The sequence below is a fragment of the Desulfobulbus oligotrophicus genome (assembly GCF_016446285.1).
GTDB lineage: Bacteria > Desulfobacterota > Desulfobulbia > Desulfobulbales > Desulfobulbaceae > Desulfobulbus > Desulfobulbus oligotrophicus.
This window is the reverse complement of the sequence record NZ_CP054140.1, coordinates 1,430,071-1,445,124: the sequence shown is the minus strand read 5'-3', so window position 1 is coordinate 1,445,124 and position 15,054 is coordinate 1,430,071. Positions and strand designations below refer to the sequence as shown.

The window sequence follows — 15,054 nt, the reverse complement described above, 5'->3', positions numbered from 1 at the left end:
GCGACCTACCTGCTCAGACAGAGTTGAGCAGTCAACCAATGCACCATATCCGTTGTTGACTGTTCTGTATTCAACTGCAGGCAGTCGGACTCGTCAAGGAGGTCGGGCTTTTCAAAAGTTTTCTGCTGATGCAGATAAACTTCCCACCTTCCATCTGAAACAGCTGATGGGTCAGCAGCACGTTTAGCAAGTCGGTGGCGCACCTCCTCTTCAGAACAGGTACAAAAAATAAACATGCTTCCCCCACCCCATCTTGCTGCCAATTCCCGAACCTGGTCGCGATCCGTACGTTTACTGTACGAACCATCTAAAATCACAAGACGTTTTCCCTTAATAAACTCCGCGTTCGTCCGATCAAGAAGAGCCTGATAGGTTTTTTCACTAAAAATACAACTATAAATCCCTTGCCCTATTTCTTCGCGCTGCCGGTGGCTTGCCTGCAGCCCTGTCAGTTCTTTACGCACCATATCGGTATTAAAATACGGTGCACTGCAATAGGCTGCCAAGGCCCGGCCAAGTGTAGACTTCCCGGTCGCTGTCATACCAAAGAAGACGACGATCATATACTCAGCTCGCTGCACACGCACTCCTTCAGCCCTCTGCATAGCGCTGGGCAAGCCTAAAATAGGTGGCGGCATTCCTGTTGCACAGACTTCTGGTTGCAGGATCGACTGCAGGGTCTGCTGCTGTAAATACATTTATTTTGCCACGCACATAGGCACGATAACACTTGTAGAAGTTCAGCATTCCGATGAGTCCTTTATCTCCTGTTTTCTGTACAAATCGATCCACAAAAAGACGAGCCAGCTCATCCAGTCCATAAAACTCCAGATCCATAACCAGAAAAGCGACATCACTTGCAATATCACTGTAGCGGAAGCGTTGATTAAACTCTATACAATCGTAGATATAGACTTTATCCGCCAAACAGATATTGGCTGAATAGAGATCGCCATGGCAATCACGGATATATCCGTCATCAATACGACGTTGAAATAAGGCTTCATTCGCAAGAAAAGAATGTGAATACCGAACAATACTGTCGTATTGCTCCTGACTCAAGGCACCTTTCCCGATAAAAGAGGCTGTTTGTTCGAAATTCTCTGCAACATTGACCCCCACCGCAGAAGCAGTACCAAATCCGGCAATGTCTTCACCATGCTCAGCACGCTGGTAAAAATCAGCCAGAACAGTGGCCAGGGCCTCAATATGGTCTGCTGTCAGCTGACCGTCTCTGATAAGATGTACCATCATACGATCTTCAGGCATTCTCTTCATCTGAACACCGTACTCAACGACTTCCCCCTTGCCATTGAGGGAAAAGTGTGCGGCCGCATCAATGGTCACCCGGATGAGTGCAAGATAGATGTCCGGGCATAAGCGCCGATTCAGCAACAACTCTTGTTCACAACACCGATGTCGTTTCGCCAGATCGGAAAAATCAAGGAAACCAAAATCTACTGGTTTTTTAAATTTATACACATAATCACCGGCAAGAATAACCCACGAAATGTGCGTCTGTATCAATTCAACTTCATGAACGGGGTGGTCGTAGATTCCGGGCTGCAGCAACGCACGCAAAAAGTCGGGCAAGAGGTTGTCGGTCATCAGTTTTCTCCAGTTAGTTGACCCAGGCTCGATATTCAGGTATCTAGAAAGGGTAATAAATCGTTGTAATCTAACAAAACGAGCGTTTTGCGTAAACAGTTTGCTGCCCGGACGCTCATAAACAGTTCCCGCTCTTCCTTTGCAGACAGATCTATGAACAAACGGTCGCTACAAGAACTGCTGAAACAGATTCAAGACGGTTCCATCGAAATCAGCCAGGCCATGGACCGCCTACGCCACTGGCCTGTGGAGACATTGGGAGAGGTTCGCATTGATCACCATCGAGACCTCCGCACAGGGCTGCCGGAAGCTGTTTTCGGGGAAACCAAAACCATCCCACAGCTTGTAGAGATTCTCTCAGCCATGCTGAAGACACCATCGGTGGTGCTGGCAACACGGGTAGACAGTAAAAAGGCTGAAGCCGTCTGCGCTCAACTTCCTGAACTCACGTACCATGCAACAGCTCGCCTGTTGACCGGCAACAAACAGTATATTCCCACAGGCAGTGGTTCGGGTACCGTGGTTGTTGTCACCGCCGGCACATCAGACCTCCGTGTCGCTGAAGAAGCACGCATCACTTTAGAGTGGTTCGGCCACACGGTCGCAACTATCTATGATGCCGGAGTAGCCGGTATTCACCGGATTCTGACCCAGTCCCCATTACTGCAGCAAGGCAGGGTGATCATTGTTGTTGCCGGCATGGAAGGCGCATTACCCTCTGTGGTTGCCGGATTAACCGGTGCGCCGGTCATTGGTGTCCCCTCCAGTGTGGGCTACGGGGTTGGCGCCGGTGGCTACAGCGCTCTGTTCGGGATGTTGACCAGCTGCTCACCAGGACTCGCTGTGGTTAATATTGACAACGGATTTGGCGCAGCCTGCATGGCGGCGGCGATCAACCGTACGCCTTGACCTCTTGCTTCAGATTAAACATATTGTCTGATCTTCTTTACAACCCAACATCTTTCTTTTATGAAAAGTAACAACACGCCATTGCGCAAAGCAGTGAAACGCCGTATATGTTACTCTTTTTATAAATGATGCGCCGTTTTCCCCTTTTACACTGAAGGTACTGTCGTCATGAACTCCATCTTAAAGCTCAAAATCGGGCTGGTAGTATTCTTACTCGTCTTTGCAGGATTGGCCCTCACCCCTTCACTGTATCATGACCTGCCGGACTGGTGGAAAAAATATCTTGCTCCTGCCGGCCTCAAACTTGGCCTGGACTTACAAGGTGGTATGCATTTAGTTCTGCAGGTCGATCTGGAAAAAGCTGCCGAGAACTCCCTTGACCTTGCCGCTTCAGACTTCAAATCAGCTCTGGCTGAACAGAACATCAACGCTGTGCGGATGGAGTCGGCGAACCCCAAAAGTGTACTGTTCACCCTCCCCAACATTGGCGCGGTGGAGACTGTCAAACAAATTCTTTCAGAACGGTTTCCCAATCTCGACACCCAGGTTCTCGCCGAGACCGGCTCTTTCCCGCGGGTTACCCTGCAGTTAAAACGAGATGAGATCGATTTTATTAAAAAGAATTCGGTCAACCAGTCCCTTGAAATCATCCGGAACCGTATTGATCAATTCGGTGTTGCCGAGCCGATTGTTCTTCGGCAGGGGGACAACCAGATTGTTGTGCAACTCCCTGGTGTCAAGGACCCGCAGCGGGCAATGGATCTCATTGGGCAAACTGCACAGCTGGAATTCAAAATGGTGGCTGAAGACCCGGGAACACACCTGATGGAGCTGGTCGAGGAGGCAGTAAAAACTGGCCAATGGCAGGAAGGTGAAAGCAGAAAGCAGCTCAACCTGGCTCTCCAGCACCGATTACCCCAGGGTACAGAAATATATTTTGAAAAAACAATTGACCAGAAAACCAAAAGAGAATCCCGGGTACCCATTCTTCTTGAAACCCCGGTCCTGATGACCGGTGAGATGGTGAAAAATGCGCAGGTCCGGATCGGGGGGCAGTTTAATGAGCCTTACGTCAGCCTGGACCTTACTTCCCGTGGCGGGCAGGTCTTTGCAACCATAACTGAAAAAAGTGTGGGTAGACGGCTGGCCATTGTTTTGGACGAAATCGTCCGTTCCGCCCCGGTCATTCGTGAAAAAATACTGGGGGGCAGCGCACAGATTTCGGGCAACTTCACCCACAACGAGGCCACTGATCTGGCAATTGTCCTTCGGGTCGGCGCGTTACCCGCTCCGGTTGATGTGGTGCAAAACCTGACTGTCGGTGCCAGTCTGGGGCAGGACTCCATTGACAAGGGCATATTTTCCGGACTGGTCGGGACACTGTTTGTTGTCATCTTTATGGTCTTTTACTATCGAACCTCCGGGATAATCGCCGACATTGCGATGGTGCTGAACATCCTCCTGCTCTTTGTAGGCCTGGCACTTTTTGGCGCAACCCTGACTCTACCCGGTATTGCCGGTATTATTCTCACCATCGGTATGGCAGTTGATGCTAACGTCCTTATCTACGAACGAATGCGTGACGAATTCGCCCTTGGAAAATCACTTCGCGCCGGTGTGGATGCGGGGTTTAGCCGTGCCTTTTCAAGTATCATTGACGGCCACATCACCACACTGATCACGGCTTTAGCCCTGTTTCTCTTTGGTACCGGCCCGATCAAAGGATTTGCCATTACGCTGTCCATAGGGCTCATACTCAACCTCTTTGCTGTCCTGTTCTTCTGCAGAACAGTTTATGATGTCCTGTTTACGTACAAAAAACTCAACAAGCTCAACTTCTTCAGCTTCATAAAAAAATCGAACTTTGATTTTATGCGAGTCAGGAAAGTCGCTTACAGTATATCTACCGCCCTCGCTGTCTTGGGCTTAATCGCCTTTATTCAGATAGTTCGCGGTCAGGCAAACATGGGGGTTGATTTCTCTGGAGGCGTCTTATTGCAGTACAGGGCGGAAAAACCATTTGCTCTGGATGAAATACGGCATGCCCTGCAAAATCACGGCTACCACGGGGTGGAACTGCAGGAAGTAACCGGCAAAAATGAACTCATTGTAAAGTTAAAACAATCGGAAGAACAGCTTGGTAATATCAGTGACGAAATAACAGACCTCCTCAATAAAGAACAGGCAGACAAAAATTTCTCCATGGAAAGCAAGTCTGAAATCGGTGCTTCAACCTCTGCTGACCTGCGCAGCAAGGCTGTTATCTCCATCATCCTCTCCATGGTCGGAGTCTGGATCTATCTGGCATTCCGGTTCGACCTGCGCTTCGGTCTGGCTGCCGCTGCTTCCACATTTCATGATGTCTTAGCCGTTCTTGGTATATGTTGGCTCTTTGACAAGGAGTTGACCCTCCTCATTATCACAGCTCTTCTTACCCTGGCAGGATATTCGTTAAATGATACGGTGGTTATCTTTGATCGAATCCGTGAAAATATGCGGAACAATCCGGAGCTTCCTTTTCACGAGATCATCAACAACTCAATCAACCAGGTTTTAGCACGCTCCATCATTACGACCCTCACCGTGCTTTTCACGGTACTCTCCCTCTTTTTGCTGGGTGGTTCAACAATCCATGATTTTTCGTTTGCCCTGCTTATTGGTCTGGCTATTGCCGCATACTCATCTATTTTTGTTGCCGTTCCCATGCTGACTCTTAAATGGAGAGGTTCTCGATGACAGCGACCGAATTAACGGAACAATTTGAGACTATTTCGGCAAAACAGCCATTCGCCTTTGCCTGTCATCCCGGGATCTCTTGTTTTACCGAATGCTGTCGCGAGCTTGATCTCGCCTTAAGTCCCTATGATGTTCTCCGACTGAAAAGTGCCTTGGCTGTCACCTCCGGCCAATTTCTTGAGAGATACGTCATTATTGAACAACAGCAGGATCAGATTTTACCTATCTGCTATCTGACAATGATAGACGATGGCCGGGCATCCTGCGTCTTCGTGAACCAACAGGGCTGTTCCGTTTACCCCGACCGGCCGGGGAGTTGTCGGGCCTATCCCTTAGGCAGAGGCGGAGCGTGTAGTGATGGTGGTGAGGTCATCGAATCTCTGGTACTTCTGCGGGAACCCCACTGTAAAGGGTTTACAGAACCGGTTGCCCAGACTGCTCAGACCTATCTCCAGGAGCAAGGTCTGACACTGTACAATCGGTTCAATGACGCCTTACTTCCCCTGTATCAGCATCAAAGCATCCGCAACAAGACCTTCCACCCAACACCTCAACAACTGGATCAGTACATACTTGTCCTGTATGATATAGACCGGTTCCGCCAAGAGTTGGTCAGTGGGCACATTCATTTACCATCACCACTGCATACGCGACAGCTCAGAGGAGTAGCCGGCAGTGATGAGGATCTGCTGCTTCTTGGTATTGAATGGCTGGTTTGCGAATGGTTTTCCTGACAGCAGCAGTGATGAAGCATCATCTTTTCGCATGATGAGCAGTATCGCCGACAATCCAGCTCTCCTTGAGCAACTCAAATCGATCAGTCGTGTTTACTGTGAGGCGGAGGGTGGAGCACATGGTCCTGATCACAGCCTGCGCGTCCTGCACAACGCTACCACCATCGGCCGGCTGATGGGAGGACGGCTGGACGTTCTCGTTCCGGCGGCCCTGCTTCATGATATCGGCCGTAAGGACGAAAGTCAGAGTTTCGGACAGATATGCCATGCTCAGCGCGGTGCTGAACTTGCAGCACCACTGCTTGACAAGCTTGGGTATACTCCAGTGGCAATCGAAGCGATCTGTCACTGTATCCGAACGCACAGATACCGTGACAACAAGCAACCGCAGAGCTTGGAAGCAAAAATTCTCTTTGATGCTGATAAACTGGATTCCATTGGCGCCATCGGGATCGGCAGAGCGTTTCTCTTTGCCGGCCAGATCGGTGCCCGTCTTCATAACCCTGAAGTTGATCCTTTTGCAACCTTGCCGTATTCACTTGATGACACGGCCTACCGTGAATTTGTGGTCAAAATGTCCGCTATCCGCAAACAGATGCTCACCTCAGCAGGACGTAAGATGGCTGAGCAGCGGCATGCGTTCATGCACACCTTTTTCGAACAACTTACCCGGGAAGTCACTAACCTGTAACCCTTCTCCTCTTCGCTCCTAAAGACGATGCTACAACTTGTTATCTTTGACTGTGACGGCGTTATGTTTAACTCTCTTGAGGCAAACCGCCACTACTACAACCACCTTCTGCATGCTTTTGACTGTCCACAGATGGATGAAGAAGAACTACAGTACGTTCATATTCACAATGTCCGTCATTCCGTAGCGCATATATTCCGGAAGCATACACATATCCCTCCCGCCACCATTGAGTCGTATCGTCAAAATCTCGACTACAGGCAGTTTCTTCGCCATATGACCATGGAACCGGATCTGCTGCCCTTTCTTCAACAGGTCAAGGTGCGGTATAAGACAGCTATTTCAACAAATCGCACCGATACCATGGATACGATTCTTGACACCTTCGCTCTCCGCCCATGGTTTGACATGGTGGTCACCGCACTGACAGCGCCACGTCCAAAACCCGCTCCCGACGGTCTGTACATGATACTGGACCATTTTCAAGTGGAACCAAAACATGCTATCTACATTGGAGATTCGGAAGTTGACCAGGAGCACTGTGCCGGTAGTGGTGTTGAACTGATTGCCTTCAAAAACAAGCGGTTGACTGCCCAGTATCATGTGGATGATTTCTTAAGTATCCTGAAGCTGCCGCCTTTTCAAAATAATACGTCCTGTTGTACAAAGGATTAGGCATATCTTTACGCTTCCTCATCAAGACGCCGTAAACCTTCCATGAGGATCATCATAAAATCACCGATTTCCCGTGTCTGCATCAGTGCATCCGGCAGACCGGGAATAAAATGAAACGTTCCCTTCTTTTCAGCCAGCATTGCATAAATCGCCTCCTGATTATCAAAATCTTCAAAACGTGCCGCCAATAAGCCGCCTTCTCTGAAGGTTACCCGTGCAGAGCCGTTTGCAAATTCGAGGACAAGACGACCGGTTTTCTGATGCATATGAAAGACCTGCAGCAGCTCAGCCGGGTGGATCGCCTCAATCCGGCCGCTGATAACTGACTGGGGATTTTCTGAAAAAGCCGGCACATCTTTATTGTTATTTCTGATGACAGGTTTCTCGGTCAGTCTGAACTTGATCAACCCGGTGCATCCGCCGCACGTAAAAATCGTCCTGTGATGTTTAGCAAAACACTGGTCCGCATCCGGAATCAAGGTGAAGAGTACCCCTGTCAGTTCTCGTACCAGGATCAGGCAGGAGGCTCGTCCCAATGGTAATTCCACTGCCTTGTCAGTCAGGACAAAACAGTCATCCTGCATGTATAATGGACAGTTCTGAACGTGGGTGATTTCAAATGCGGTGTTGAATGTTTTCATGGAGTGTGTACAGTCTCAATTTTCTTAATCCTGTAATTAGTGTACACATCTCTTTTCCTGCACTCAAACAATCTTTTGCATTCCGCCATCCAAAGACTTTTTCATGCATTGGAGGCAACGCTGACTTGTTTCAAACGCCGAAATACTTTACAATTATTAAAAAACTATGACTGTTGCAGTACCACACAAAAAAAGGTCGCTCCTGATCATTCTGCCTCGTTTAAGATCGGAAACCCGCACAACAGCTTCTACCAGGTAGGTTACTTTTATGGTGATGGGTTCACAACAACTTGCCGACGAATATACGCAACTCAGAGAACTACTGGAACTGTACCCTCATATAGTCCTGGTAGGAACGACAGGCCAGCCTCCTGACAATTATGAGATTGAGTATACTCTGCGCGGGTATATCAGAGAAAATGAGCATTCGATCAGTATTGGTGAAAAACACAGGATACGTCTTAGCCTGCCCTTTGGTTACCCTCATTTTGCACCCATTGCCAAGCCACTGACCCCGATCTTCCATCCTGATTTTGATCCCGCAGCCATTCGCCTGGCAGACTACTGGCAGCAAAATCCGTCACTTCCGGATCTTATTCTCCATATAGGAGAAATGATCTGCGGCAATGTCTATAACCTTAACGACCCTTTTAACCAGGAAGCGGCAGAATGGTATACACGTCACAGTGACCAGCTCCCCCTTGACACCATCAGCATTGCTGATATTGAAGAGACAGGGGCTCCCCTCGACTCCCTGACTGAAGACACCTTTGCTGCACTTGGCCTTGAAAGTGATGATTTCCTCGAACCGGTCAAGCCTGTTACGCCGGATGACCTCCAACAGATTCGGGACCTTATTGATAGTCACAAAATTTTTACGGCCAACAAACTCCTGGCCGAAATACCTGACAACATCGATTTCCCTGACCGCGAAGAGTTACAACAGGAGATCAGCAGAACTCTTAGAAAAACTGATCAACTCTTTAAACTGGCTGAGCAGCTTGAAGATGTAGGAAAATACGAAGAGGCACTTGAAGTCATTGACAACTTACTGACCATTGCACCTGATGCCCCTGAAGTTGACACCTTGCGAACACGGATTCAGCAATCGTTTCAAGTGGCCGAAATCGATGGAATCAGCGCAAAAAAAACTGAACGGTTGCAGACAGCGAGAGACCCAGCAGCTTCGACTCCTCTGCAGCGCCGCCCGCTGTCGACCGGGAAGCCTTTTGCAAAGATATCTTCTCTCCCGATAAAACCGATTCTCATCAGTATCGGATTTCTGGGGCTGCTCATAGGGGCTATCTCTCTCTACTTTAACGATCAGGATCTGTTGAGCGAATCTCAAGCCCAACTGCTTAAAGGACAACTGCTTATAGATAAGAAACAGTTTGATGCAGCCTTAGAAAATCTGGAAACCGCCCGAAGTGTTTTGTCGAACTTGACCATTCTTCGTTTTAAGAAAAGTGCTCAGGAAAAAGTCATCTCAGAGCTCATTGCATCCCAGCATCTTCAAGAGGGTTTGCGGGGACGAGTCTTTTATCAAGGCGAGTATATCCCGGCAGGACTGGCATCGGCACAGGAAGAACTCAACATCATGACCGATCAAGCCCAGATATTTGTCGGGCAGAACAAGCTGTTGGAGTCGCTGACACTATACCGTCAAGCCATGAAATTTGCTGCTGAGCATAATCTTGTGAAACAGCAGTCGATGCTTAATGAAACTATCCAATCTTTAGAGTTGCGGTATGCATTGGCAGTTGCTGAGCGTGCAGAACGGGAAAAAAACTGGGATGAAGCAGCGGCAGCGTATCGAAACGCGTTGACCATATCCGGTAACATTCAAACACTGGGCAGTACCAGCGACATAACCAACAGAATGACAGCAGCCACCTTTCGGCATGAGCTGGATCAATCAAAAAAGGCATTTACCCAATCTCAATGGAAAGAAACTATTCGATACCTCGAGCAGGCTCAACAGGTTATAACAGTTAACCCGACTGTAGTGACTGAAAAAGAACGGCAGGATTTACACAGGCTCCTCATCAACTCCCGTCTTTATCTCACCTTGTCCACCGCAAGAGAAGCCTATCAACAGAAAAACTGGCCGGCCGCCATAGAGGAATATCAAAATGCTCTCAATCTTCTGGCGACTGAGCCGGACTCTGCAACAAATATGGAGGAGGAGTCCTTAGGAAAAATTGAGAAGACCCTGCTTCTCGTTAAAATAGCACAGTTACAGGAAGCAGTTGTTGTTGCTGAAAACAAGGGTGATATGCATACGGCTTTAACACACAGCAGAGAAATTCTCAGGCTGATACGGACGAGTAACTACCAGTCAGATCCCACCGTGAAAATTGTGGGCCAAAAAATAAACGAAAAAATCGCAAAATCTCAACAAATTGCCTTACAAAATGAAAAAATAGCCTGGCTGGAAGAACATTTTGAGACTATTTTCCGCGCTAACTATCCCACATTTAAAGGGTCAAAGCTCTCACAGCCGAAGGCAACGTTTTCAAAAAAAATCGGGAACAGTCTTATTTTCAACCTTACCTGTCTGGAACGCAGTCAGGGGAGTACCTCTAAACTGGAGTTGCACTATCAATTCGACACGAGCTCAGGTCGTTGGTCAATTTACCATGATTGAAGGCATGCCTCTGAACATCGAAGATACAGACTTTGATTAAATCAAAAATCTAAATTCTCCTTTACCCAGCAGGTTATGCAGGTGCAAAATACCTTCCAGACAGCCCTGTTCAGATGTGACTGCCAAGACGGTGATTTCGCGTTGCTGCATGATGCTCAATGCATCAGCAGCCATAAGTGAGCCACCGATGGCCACCGGATTTTTTGTCATCACCTCTGTCAGATGAACTTCCTGCAGATTTTTGTGAACGGAGAGCGTCCGCCGGATATCTCCATCCGTAATGATTCCCACCAGCTTGTTTGCTGCATCCTGAATCATTACCGCCCCCAGGTTCTTTCTGTTTAATTCAAACACCGCATCTGATACTGATTGGTCATCTGTGATGACCGGCACCTGCACTCCAGTCAGCATCACCTCCCGAACTGCAACTTTCAACCGTTCCCCCAAACTGCCTCCAGGGTGATTCCGTCGAAAGTCCTCGGCTCGAAACTGTTTCCGATTCAACAGGGCAACTGCCAGGGCATCACCCAGAGCCAGGGTTGCTGTTGTTGAAGTTGTTGGTGCTAAACCAAGGGAACAGGCCTCACGGGGTACAGCAACATTCAAGGTCACCTCTGCATGCTGAGCAAGAGTTGACTGAATGTTACCGCAGAGAGCGATAATTTTAATCCGACGCTCCTTCAGACTACCCAACAAACGATTAAGTTCGGCTGTTTCCCCTGAGTACGAAAGAGCAAGGACAACATCCGTAGACGTCACCATGCCTAAATCCCCATGCAGAGCCTCAACCGGATGCAGGAATATCGCAGACGTTCCTGTAGAGTTAAGGGTTGCCGCCACCTTTTGACCGATAATGCCCGATTTTCCAATTCCAGTGACCACGACTCTACTTGGACAGTTCATCATAATATCAACTGCCACTTCAAATTCATGACCAAGTCGATCACGAACAGTAAGAAGCCCCTCAGCTTCTATTGCAATCACTTCTTTTGCCAACTCAAGAGACATCCTCAGCTCCTCCTAAATCGACGACACAGCGTCCTTTCCCTTTTCCAGCAAGCATGGCCTTCATTTCAACCTCAAGATGATCAAGACTGACCAGACGACTGATGGTGTCCAGTCGGTCAATTTTCCATTCTCCCGCTAATTTCTCCCAGATGCGTACTCGCCTTTCCATTGGGCAGTTAGCTGAATAGACACCGATCAAATGAACACCCCGCAGTATAAACGGGTACACTGAAAGCGCCAACTCACTGGAGGACGCATTACCACAACAGGTTACGACGCCATCAAAGGCTGTGCCCTTAATGGCTGCAGCAAGAAAAGCACCGCCAACAGTATCAACCACCCCATGCCAGCGTGTCGGCAACAGCAGCTTATCAGCATCTTTTAATAATTCTTTACGACTCATGACAGTATGGGCACCAATGCCTGTAAGAAAGGCGTGCTCGGAGGGTTTTCCAGTTACAGCGATAATTTTGTAACCAATGGCCCGTAATAATACAATAGCGACAGTTCCAACGCCTCCGCTTGCACCAGTGACCAGGACTGGACCTTTATCAGGAGTGATGTTGTTTCGTTCAAGATGCCAGACACACTGCGCTGCGGTGAATCCGGCTGTTCCTAATCGCATACTCTCCAGTAGTGTGAGACCGGGCGGGAGGCGAACCAGCCAACTGCCGGGTACCCGTATGTATTGGCCGAAACCACCGGCAATGTTCATTCCCAAATCATAGCCCGTACAGATAACCGGATCGCCCTTTTGCCATGCCGGATCAGTTGAGGTTACGACGATTCCTGCAGCATCAATACCCGGTGTGTGTGGATATTGTTTTGTGACACCACGATTACCGCTGGCTGAGAGGGCATCCTTGTAGTTCAATGATGAGTAGTGTACCCGGATAAGAACATCACCTGCAGGCAGAGAGTCTATATCTTTCTGTTCGATCCGACGTTGTATTGTGTTGTCAGCAGCTTCATAGGCAACAAGTGCACGATACCTTTTATCATTCATGGCGTATTGCTTGGCAGTATTTCGATCAGATTATACGGATGACGTCTTTACAGGAAAAAAAACCAATCCGGTTCTTAAAAAGACTACTGGGGACTGACCAGCCGAAGTTGACCGCCGATAACAGTGTGTTCCTGTCCGGCATAGTCGCAGATCCGATAATAGCCCTCAGGTGTTAACCCGTGACCGACCCCTTTGATTTGCTCATTTTCTATGAGGTACTTCACCGGTTTATGCAGAAGCATATCATATCTCTGCCACTCATCAAGAACAGTTCTATGATTTACCGAAAGATCTTTCACACTTTTGTCAATGGCAGAGAGGATTTGGTGAAGTAAATTCTTCAAATCAACAGGATAGCCCAGCTCCTCTTGCAGTGTTGTAACTAAAGGTCTGATCTCAGGATCAAATTGTTCGATTGTACTGTTTACATTCAGGCCAACACCAACAATGACTTTAACTCTTGCAGGATCGCGGTGCTGCCTACTGATACTTTCACATAGAATACCTGCCACCTTCTTTGTAGAAAGAAACAAATCGTTCGGCCATTTAAGCATTGGCTGAATATCAAAACTGTCATGAAGGACGCGACGGCAAGCCACTCCTGTAGCAAGTGTAACCAAGGGTATCTTTATGACAGGAAGGGGCGGCTCGACTATACTTGAGAAGTACAATCCCCCAGGAGGTGAGTTGAAGGCCCTGCCATACTGACCGCGTCCAGCTGACTGACTGCCGGCGACAACCACCGTCCTGGCCGGAGCACCAGCAGCGACCATCTCTCTGGCTATTCGATTTGTTGAGTCAGTGTGCGTCTGAAAATGGATCATGCAAGTTAACTGCTGTCTTACTCTGCAGAAAAAAAAAAGCAGAGATCCAACAAATGGTCTCTGCTTTCAACCTTTCAGTTGAAAAGATCTATTTTTCTTCGTTCTGAATGCGGTCTGGACGTGCATACATGGTCGTCGAACCGGATGACCAGAACATCAGTTCACCTTCGGTGACCAGTGCATTGGCGACTTTTTTGATGTCTCTGGGTTTGGTATCAGGATCACATGCGTAGAAATCCTTAATGTACAGCTGCGCTTTGGGAGATTTCTTCGCCTTTTCAATGATGGCTTTTTTCAGCTCTTCTATGCTTAGTGCCATAACATGCTCCTCGTCATAGTAAAAAATCAAAAATGATCGGCCCTGTTCATCCCAGGGCCGATCATCACATTAACCTCGTTACTCGGTGTAGGCTGCAGTATGGCTGGTGTACTTAAACTGTGAAGTTGTACGCCACGTGTCGTACGCCAGTCGATAGTCATCGACCGATTTATCAGTAAAGGGGATTCCTGCCTTCTCAAAAAACTTCTCCCAGCCGATTCGTTCCGCCCACTCACCAAGTCGCTCATACTTCTTCGCATCCTTAGCATAGGCCACAAGGATCTGTCGTACACAGGCGACAACCTCCGGCCATCGTGGAGTTGTGTTCGGCAAGAACGGGACCACCAGCTTGGAGAACTTAGGTGCTGATCTGGTATTGGAAACTTTACCACCCACCAGAATGGCGATGCCGTCACCATCCGGGTCTGCCAGTGGCATAGCCGGACACATTGTATAACAGTTACCGCAGAACATACAGCGCTCGTTATTGACTGCAACTGACTTCACTTCCTCGCCTGCCGAGTTGGTCGCCTTTGCAGGCTTTATTGCGCCCAGAGGACAGGAGGCAACAGCAAGTGGAATCTCACAAACACCGGTAATACGATCGTGGTCAATCATCGGTGGCTTGCGGTGAATACCAAGAATCGCGATGTCAGAAGCATGGACAGCACCACACATGTTGAGGCAGCAGGCCAACGCGATACGGACCTGTGCCGGCAAAACCATGGATCCAAAGTACTCGAACAGGTCGTCCATAACTGCTTTAACCGGTCCGGATGCATCGGTTGCCGGGGTATGACAGTGGACCCAGCCCTGAGTATGAACGATGTTGGTCACACAGGCGCCTGTGCCGCCGATCGGCAGAACATTTTTATGTTTGAGCAGGGTGGCCTTCAGTGCTTCCAGCTTCTCTTCACTGGCAACCATGAACTCAACGTTGTTGCGAGTCGTGAAACGGACGTAGCCGTCACAATGTTGATCAGCGATGTCGCAGTACAGACGGACACGGTTCACAGTCAAAAGACGGGCTGAGCCACAACGAACGGTGAACACCTTTGCTCCGGTCTCAGAAACATGCACAAGTACGCCCGGCTCCAAGATCTCATGATAGAGCCATTTACCTTTGTTCTCTTTAATAACCGGTGGCAAAAAATCACCGTAATAGCGCGGCCCTAAGTCGGTAATCCGGCCTTCCATAGGATTTTTCGGATCGTAACCCATTATCTTATCTCCTCATAAAGTGATTGCGTTAAGGA

14 protein-coding genes are annotated in these 15,054 nt (G+C 48.6%); 6 read left to right on the top strand and 8 right to left on the bottom strand.

The annotated features are described in order from the left end of the window. Positions 1 to 5: 5 nt before the first annotated feature. Together HP555_RS06460 and HP555_RS06455 are read right to left on the bottom strand one after the other, a co-directional pair. Positions 6 to 581 carry an AAA family ATPase gene (locus HP555_RS06460; protein WP_199264355.1) on the bottom strand — a complete coding sequence of 192 codons (576 nt, stop codon included), beginning with the start codon at positions 579 to 581 and terminating at the stop codon, positions 6 to 8. 10 nt (positions 582 to 591) lie between these two features. Next, positions 592 to 1,608 (bottom strand): hypothetical protein, encoded by a 1,017-nt coding sequence (locus tag HP555_RS06455; RefSeq protein ID WP_199264354.1) that lies wholly within the window; start codon positions 1,606 to 1,608, stop codon positions 592 to 594. A gap of 153 nt (positions 1,609 to 1,761) precedes the next feature. Here HP555_RS06455 and larB point away from each other — a divergent pair, with 153 nt between their 5' ends. The 5 genes from larB (at position 1,762) to HP555_RS06430 (ending at position 7,353) form a co-directional block, all read left to right on the top strand. Further along, on the top strand, positions 1,762 to 2,517 hold the full coding sequence (larB, locus tag HP555_RS06450) for a nickel pincer cofactor biosynthesis protein LarB (protein ID WP_199264353.1): 756 nt from the start codon (positions 1,762 to 1,764) through the stop codon (positions 2,515 to 2,517). Between the two features lie 168 nt (positions 2,518 to 2,685). After that, the gene (gene secD, locus HP555_RS06445; RefSeq protein WP_199264352.1) at positions 2,686 to 5,253 is read left to right on the top strand and encodes a protein translocase subunit SecD; all 2,568 of its coding nucleotides are present in this window, start codon (positions 2,686 to 2,688) and stop codon (positions 5,251 to 5,253) included. Next, positions 5,250 to 5,987, top strand: coding sequence for a YkgJ family cysteine cluster protein (locus HP555_RS06440; protein ID WP_199264351.1), 738 nt, complete (start codon positions 5,250 to 5,252; stop codon positions 5,985 to 5,987). Before secD ends, HP555_RS06440 begins: the two co-directional genes overlap by 4 nt. A gap of 31 nt (positions 5,988 to 6,018) precedes the next feature. Then, complete coding sequence (locus tag HP555_RS06435; RefSeq protein ID WP_199264350.1) at positions 6,019 to 6,678, top strand: HD domain-containing protein; 660 nt, start codon at positions 6,019 to 6,021, stop codon at positions 6,676 to 6,678. Positions 6,679 to 6,705: 27 nt separating this feature from the next. After that, positions 6,706 to 7,353, top strand: a complete 648-nt coding sequence (locus HP555_RS06430; protein ID WP_199264349.1) for an HAD family hydrolase — start codon at positions 6,706 to 6,708, stop codon at positions 7,351 to 7,353. A gap of 8 nt (positions 7,354 to 7,361) precedes the next feature. Here HP555_RS06430 and HP555_RS06425 read toward each other — a convergent pair whose 3' ends face one another. Next, the gene (locus HP555_RS06425) at positions 7,362 to 7,994 is read right to left on the bottom strand and encodes a DUF4388 domain-containing protein (RefSeq protein ID WP_199264348.1); all 633 of its coding nucleotides are present in this window, start codon (positions 7,992 to 7,994) and stop codon (positions 7,362 to 7,364) included. Positions 7,995 to 8,268: 274 nt separating this feature from the next. On the opposite strand from HP555_RS06425, the gene HP555_RS06420 reads away from it, so the two are divergent. Beyond that, complete coding sequence (locus HP555_RS06420; RefSeq protein ID WP_199264347.1) at positions 8,269 to 10,641, top strand: ubiquitin-conjugating enzyme E2; 2,373 nt, start codon at positions 8,269 to 8,271, stop codon at positions 10,639 to 10,641. A gap of 36 nt (positions 10,642 to 10,677) precedes the next feature. Here the strand turns inward: HP555_RS06420 and HP555_RS06415 are convergent, their stop codons facing one another. The 5 genes from HP555_RS06415 to dsrB all read right to left on the bottom strand — a co-directional run bounded on the left by HP555_RS06415 (position 10,678) and on the right by dsrB (position 15,019). Next, entirely contained in the window at positions 10,678 to 11,649 is a 972-nt protein-coding gene (locus HP555_RS06415; protein ID WP_199264346.1) for a KpsF/GutQ family sugar-phosphate isomerase, read from the bottom strand. Continuing rightward, a complete protein-coding gene (locus HP555_RS06410) occupies positions 11,639 to 12,655 on the bottom strand; it encodes a YhdH/YhfP family quinone oxidoreductase (RefSeq protein ID WP_199264345.1) in 1,017 nt (338 codons plus the stop codon). The genes HP555_RS06415 and HP555_RS06410 overlap by 11 nt, the downstream gene beginning before the upstream one ends. Before the next feature lie 83 nt (positions 12,656 to 12,738). Beyond that, positions 12,739 to 13,479, bottom strand: a complete 741-nt coding sequence (locus HP555_RS06405; protein WP_199264344.1) for a biotin--[acetyl-CoA-carboxylase] ligase — start codon at positions 13,477 to 13,479, stop codon at positions 12,739 to 12,741. Between the two features lie 88 nt (positions 13,480 to 13,567). Next, the gene (locus HP555_RS06400; RefSeq protein WP_199264343.1) at positions 13,568 to 13,798 is read right to left on the bottom strand and encodes a dissimilatory sulfite reductase D family protein; all 231 of its coding nucleotides are present in this window, start codon (positions 13,796 to 13,798) and stop codon (positions 13,568 to 13,570) included. A gap of 78 nt (positions 13,799 to 13,876) precedes the next feature. After that, positions 13,877 to 15,019, bottom strand: a complete 1,143-nt coding sequence (dsrB, locus tag HP555_RS06395) for a dissimilatory-type sulfite reductase subunit beta (RefSeq protein WP_199264342.1) — start codon at positions 15,017 to 15,019, stop codon at positions 13,877 to 13,879. Positions 15,020 to 15,054 lie beyond the last annotated feature (35 nt).

Excerpts from the sequence above, each read along its gene's own strand:
- HP555_RS06455 (WP_199264354.1), bottom strand. The coding sequence starts at position 1,608 with ATGACCGACAACCTCTTGCCCGACTTTTTGCGTGCGTTGCTGCAGCCC.
- larB (WP_199264353.1), top strand. The coding sequence starts at position 1,762 with ATGAACAAACGGTCGCTACAAGAACTGCTGAAACAGATTCAAGACGGT.
- secD (WP_199264352.1), top strand. The coding sequence starts at position 2,686 with ATGAACTCCATCTTAAAGCTCAAAATCGGGCTGGTAGTATTCTTACTC.
- HP555_RS06440 (WP_199264351.1), top strand. The coding sequence starts at position 5,250 with ATGACAGCGACCGAATTAACGGAACAATTTGAGACTATTTCGGCAAAA.
- HP555_RS06435 (WP_199264350.1), top strand. The coding sequence starts at position 6,019 with ATGATGAGCAGTATCGCCGACAATCCAGCTCTCCTTGAGCAACTCAAA.
- HP555_RS06430 (WP_199264349.1), top strand. The coding sequence starts at position 6,706 with ATGCTACAACTTGTTATCTTTGACTGTGACGGCGTTATGTTTAACTCT.
- HP555_RS06425 (WP_199264348.1), bottom strand. The coding sequence starts at position 7,994 with ATGAAAACATTCAACACCGCATTTGAAATCACCCACGTTCAGAACTGT.
- HP555_RS06420 (WP_199264347.1), top strand. The coding sequence starts at position 8,269 with ATGGGTTCACAACAACTTGCCGACGAATATACGCAACTCAGAGAACTA.
- HP555_RS06415 (WP_199264346.1), bottom strand. The coding sequence starts at position 11,649 with ATGTCTCTTGAGTTGGCAAAAGAAGTGATTGCAATAGAAGCTGAGGGG.
- HP555_RS06410 (WP_199264345.1), bottom strand. The coding sequence starts at position 12,655 with ATGAATGATAAAAGGTATCGTGCACTTGTTGCCTATGAAGCTGCTGAC.
- HP555_RS06405 (WP_199264344.1), bottom strand. The coding sequence starts at position 13,479 with ATGATCCATTTTCAGACGCACACTGACTCAACAAATCGAATAGCCAGA.
- HP555_RS06400 (WP_199264343.1), bottom strand. The coding sequence starts at position 13,798 with ATGGCACTAAGCATAGAAGAGCTGAAAAAAGCCATCATTGAAAAGGCG.
- dsrB (WP_199264342.1), bottom strand. The coding sequence starts at position 15,019 with ATGGGTTACGATCCGAAAAATCCTATGGAAGGCCGGATTACCGACTTA.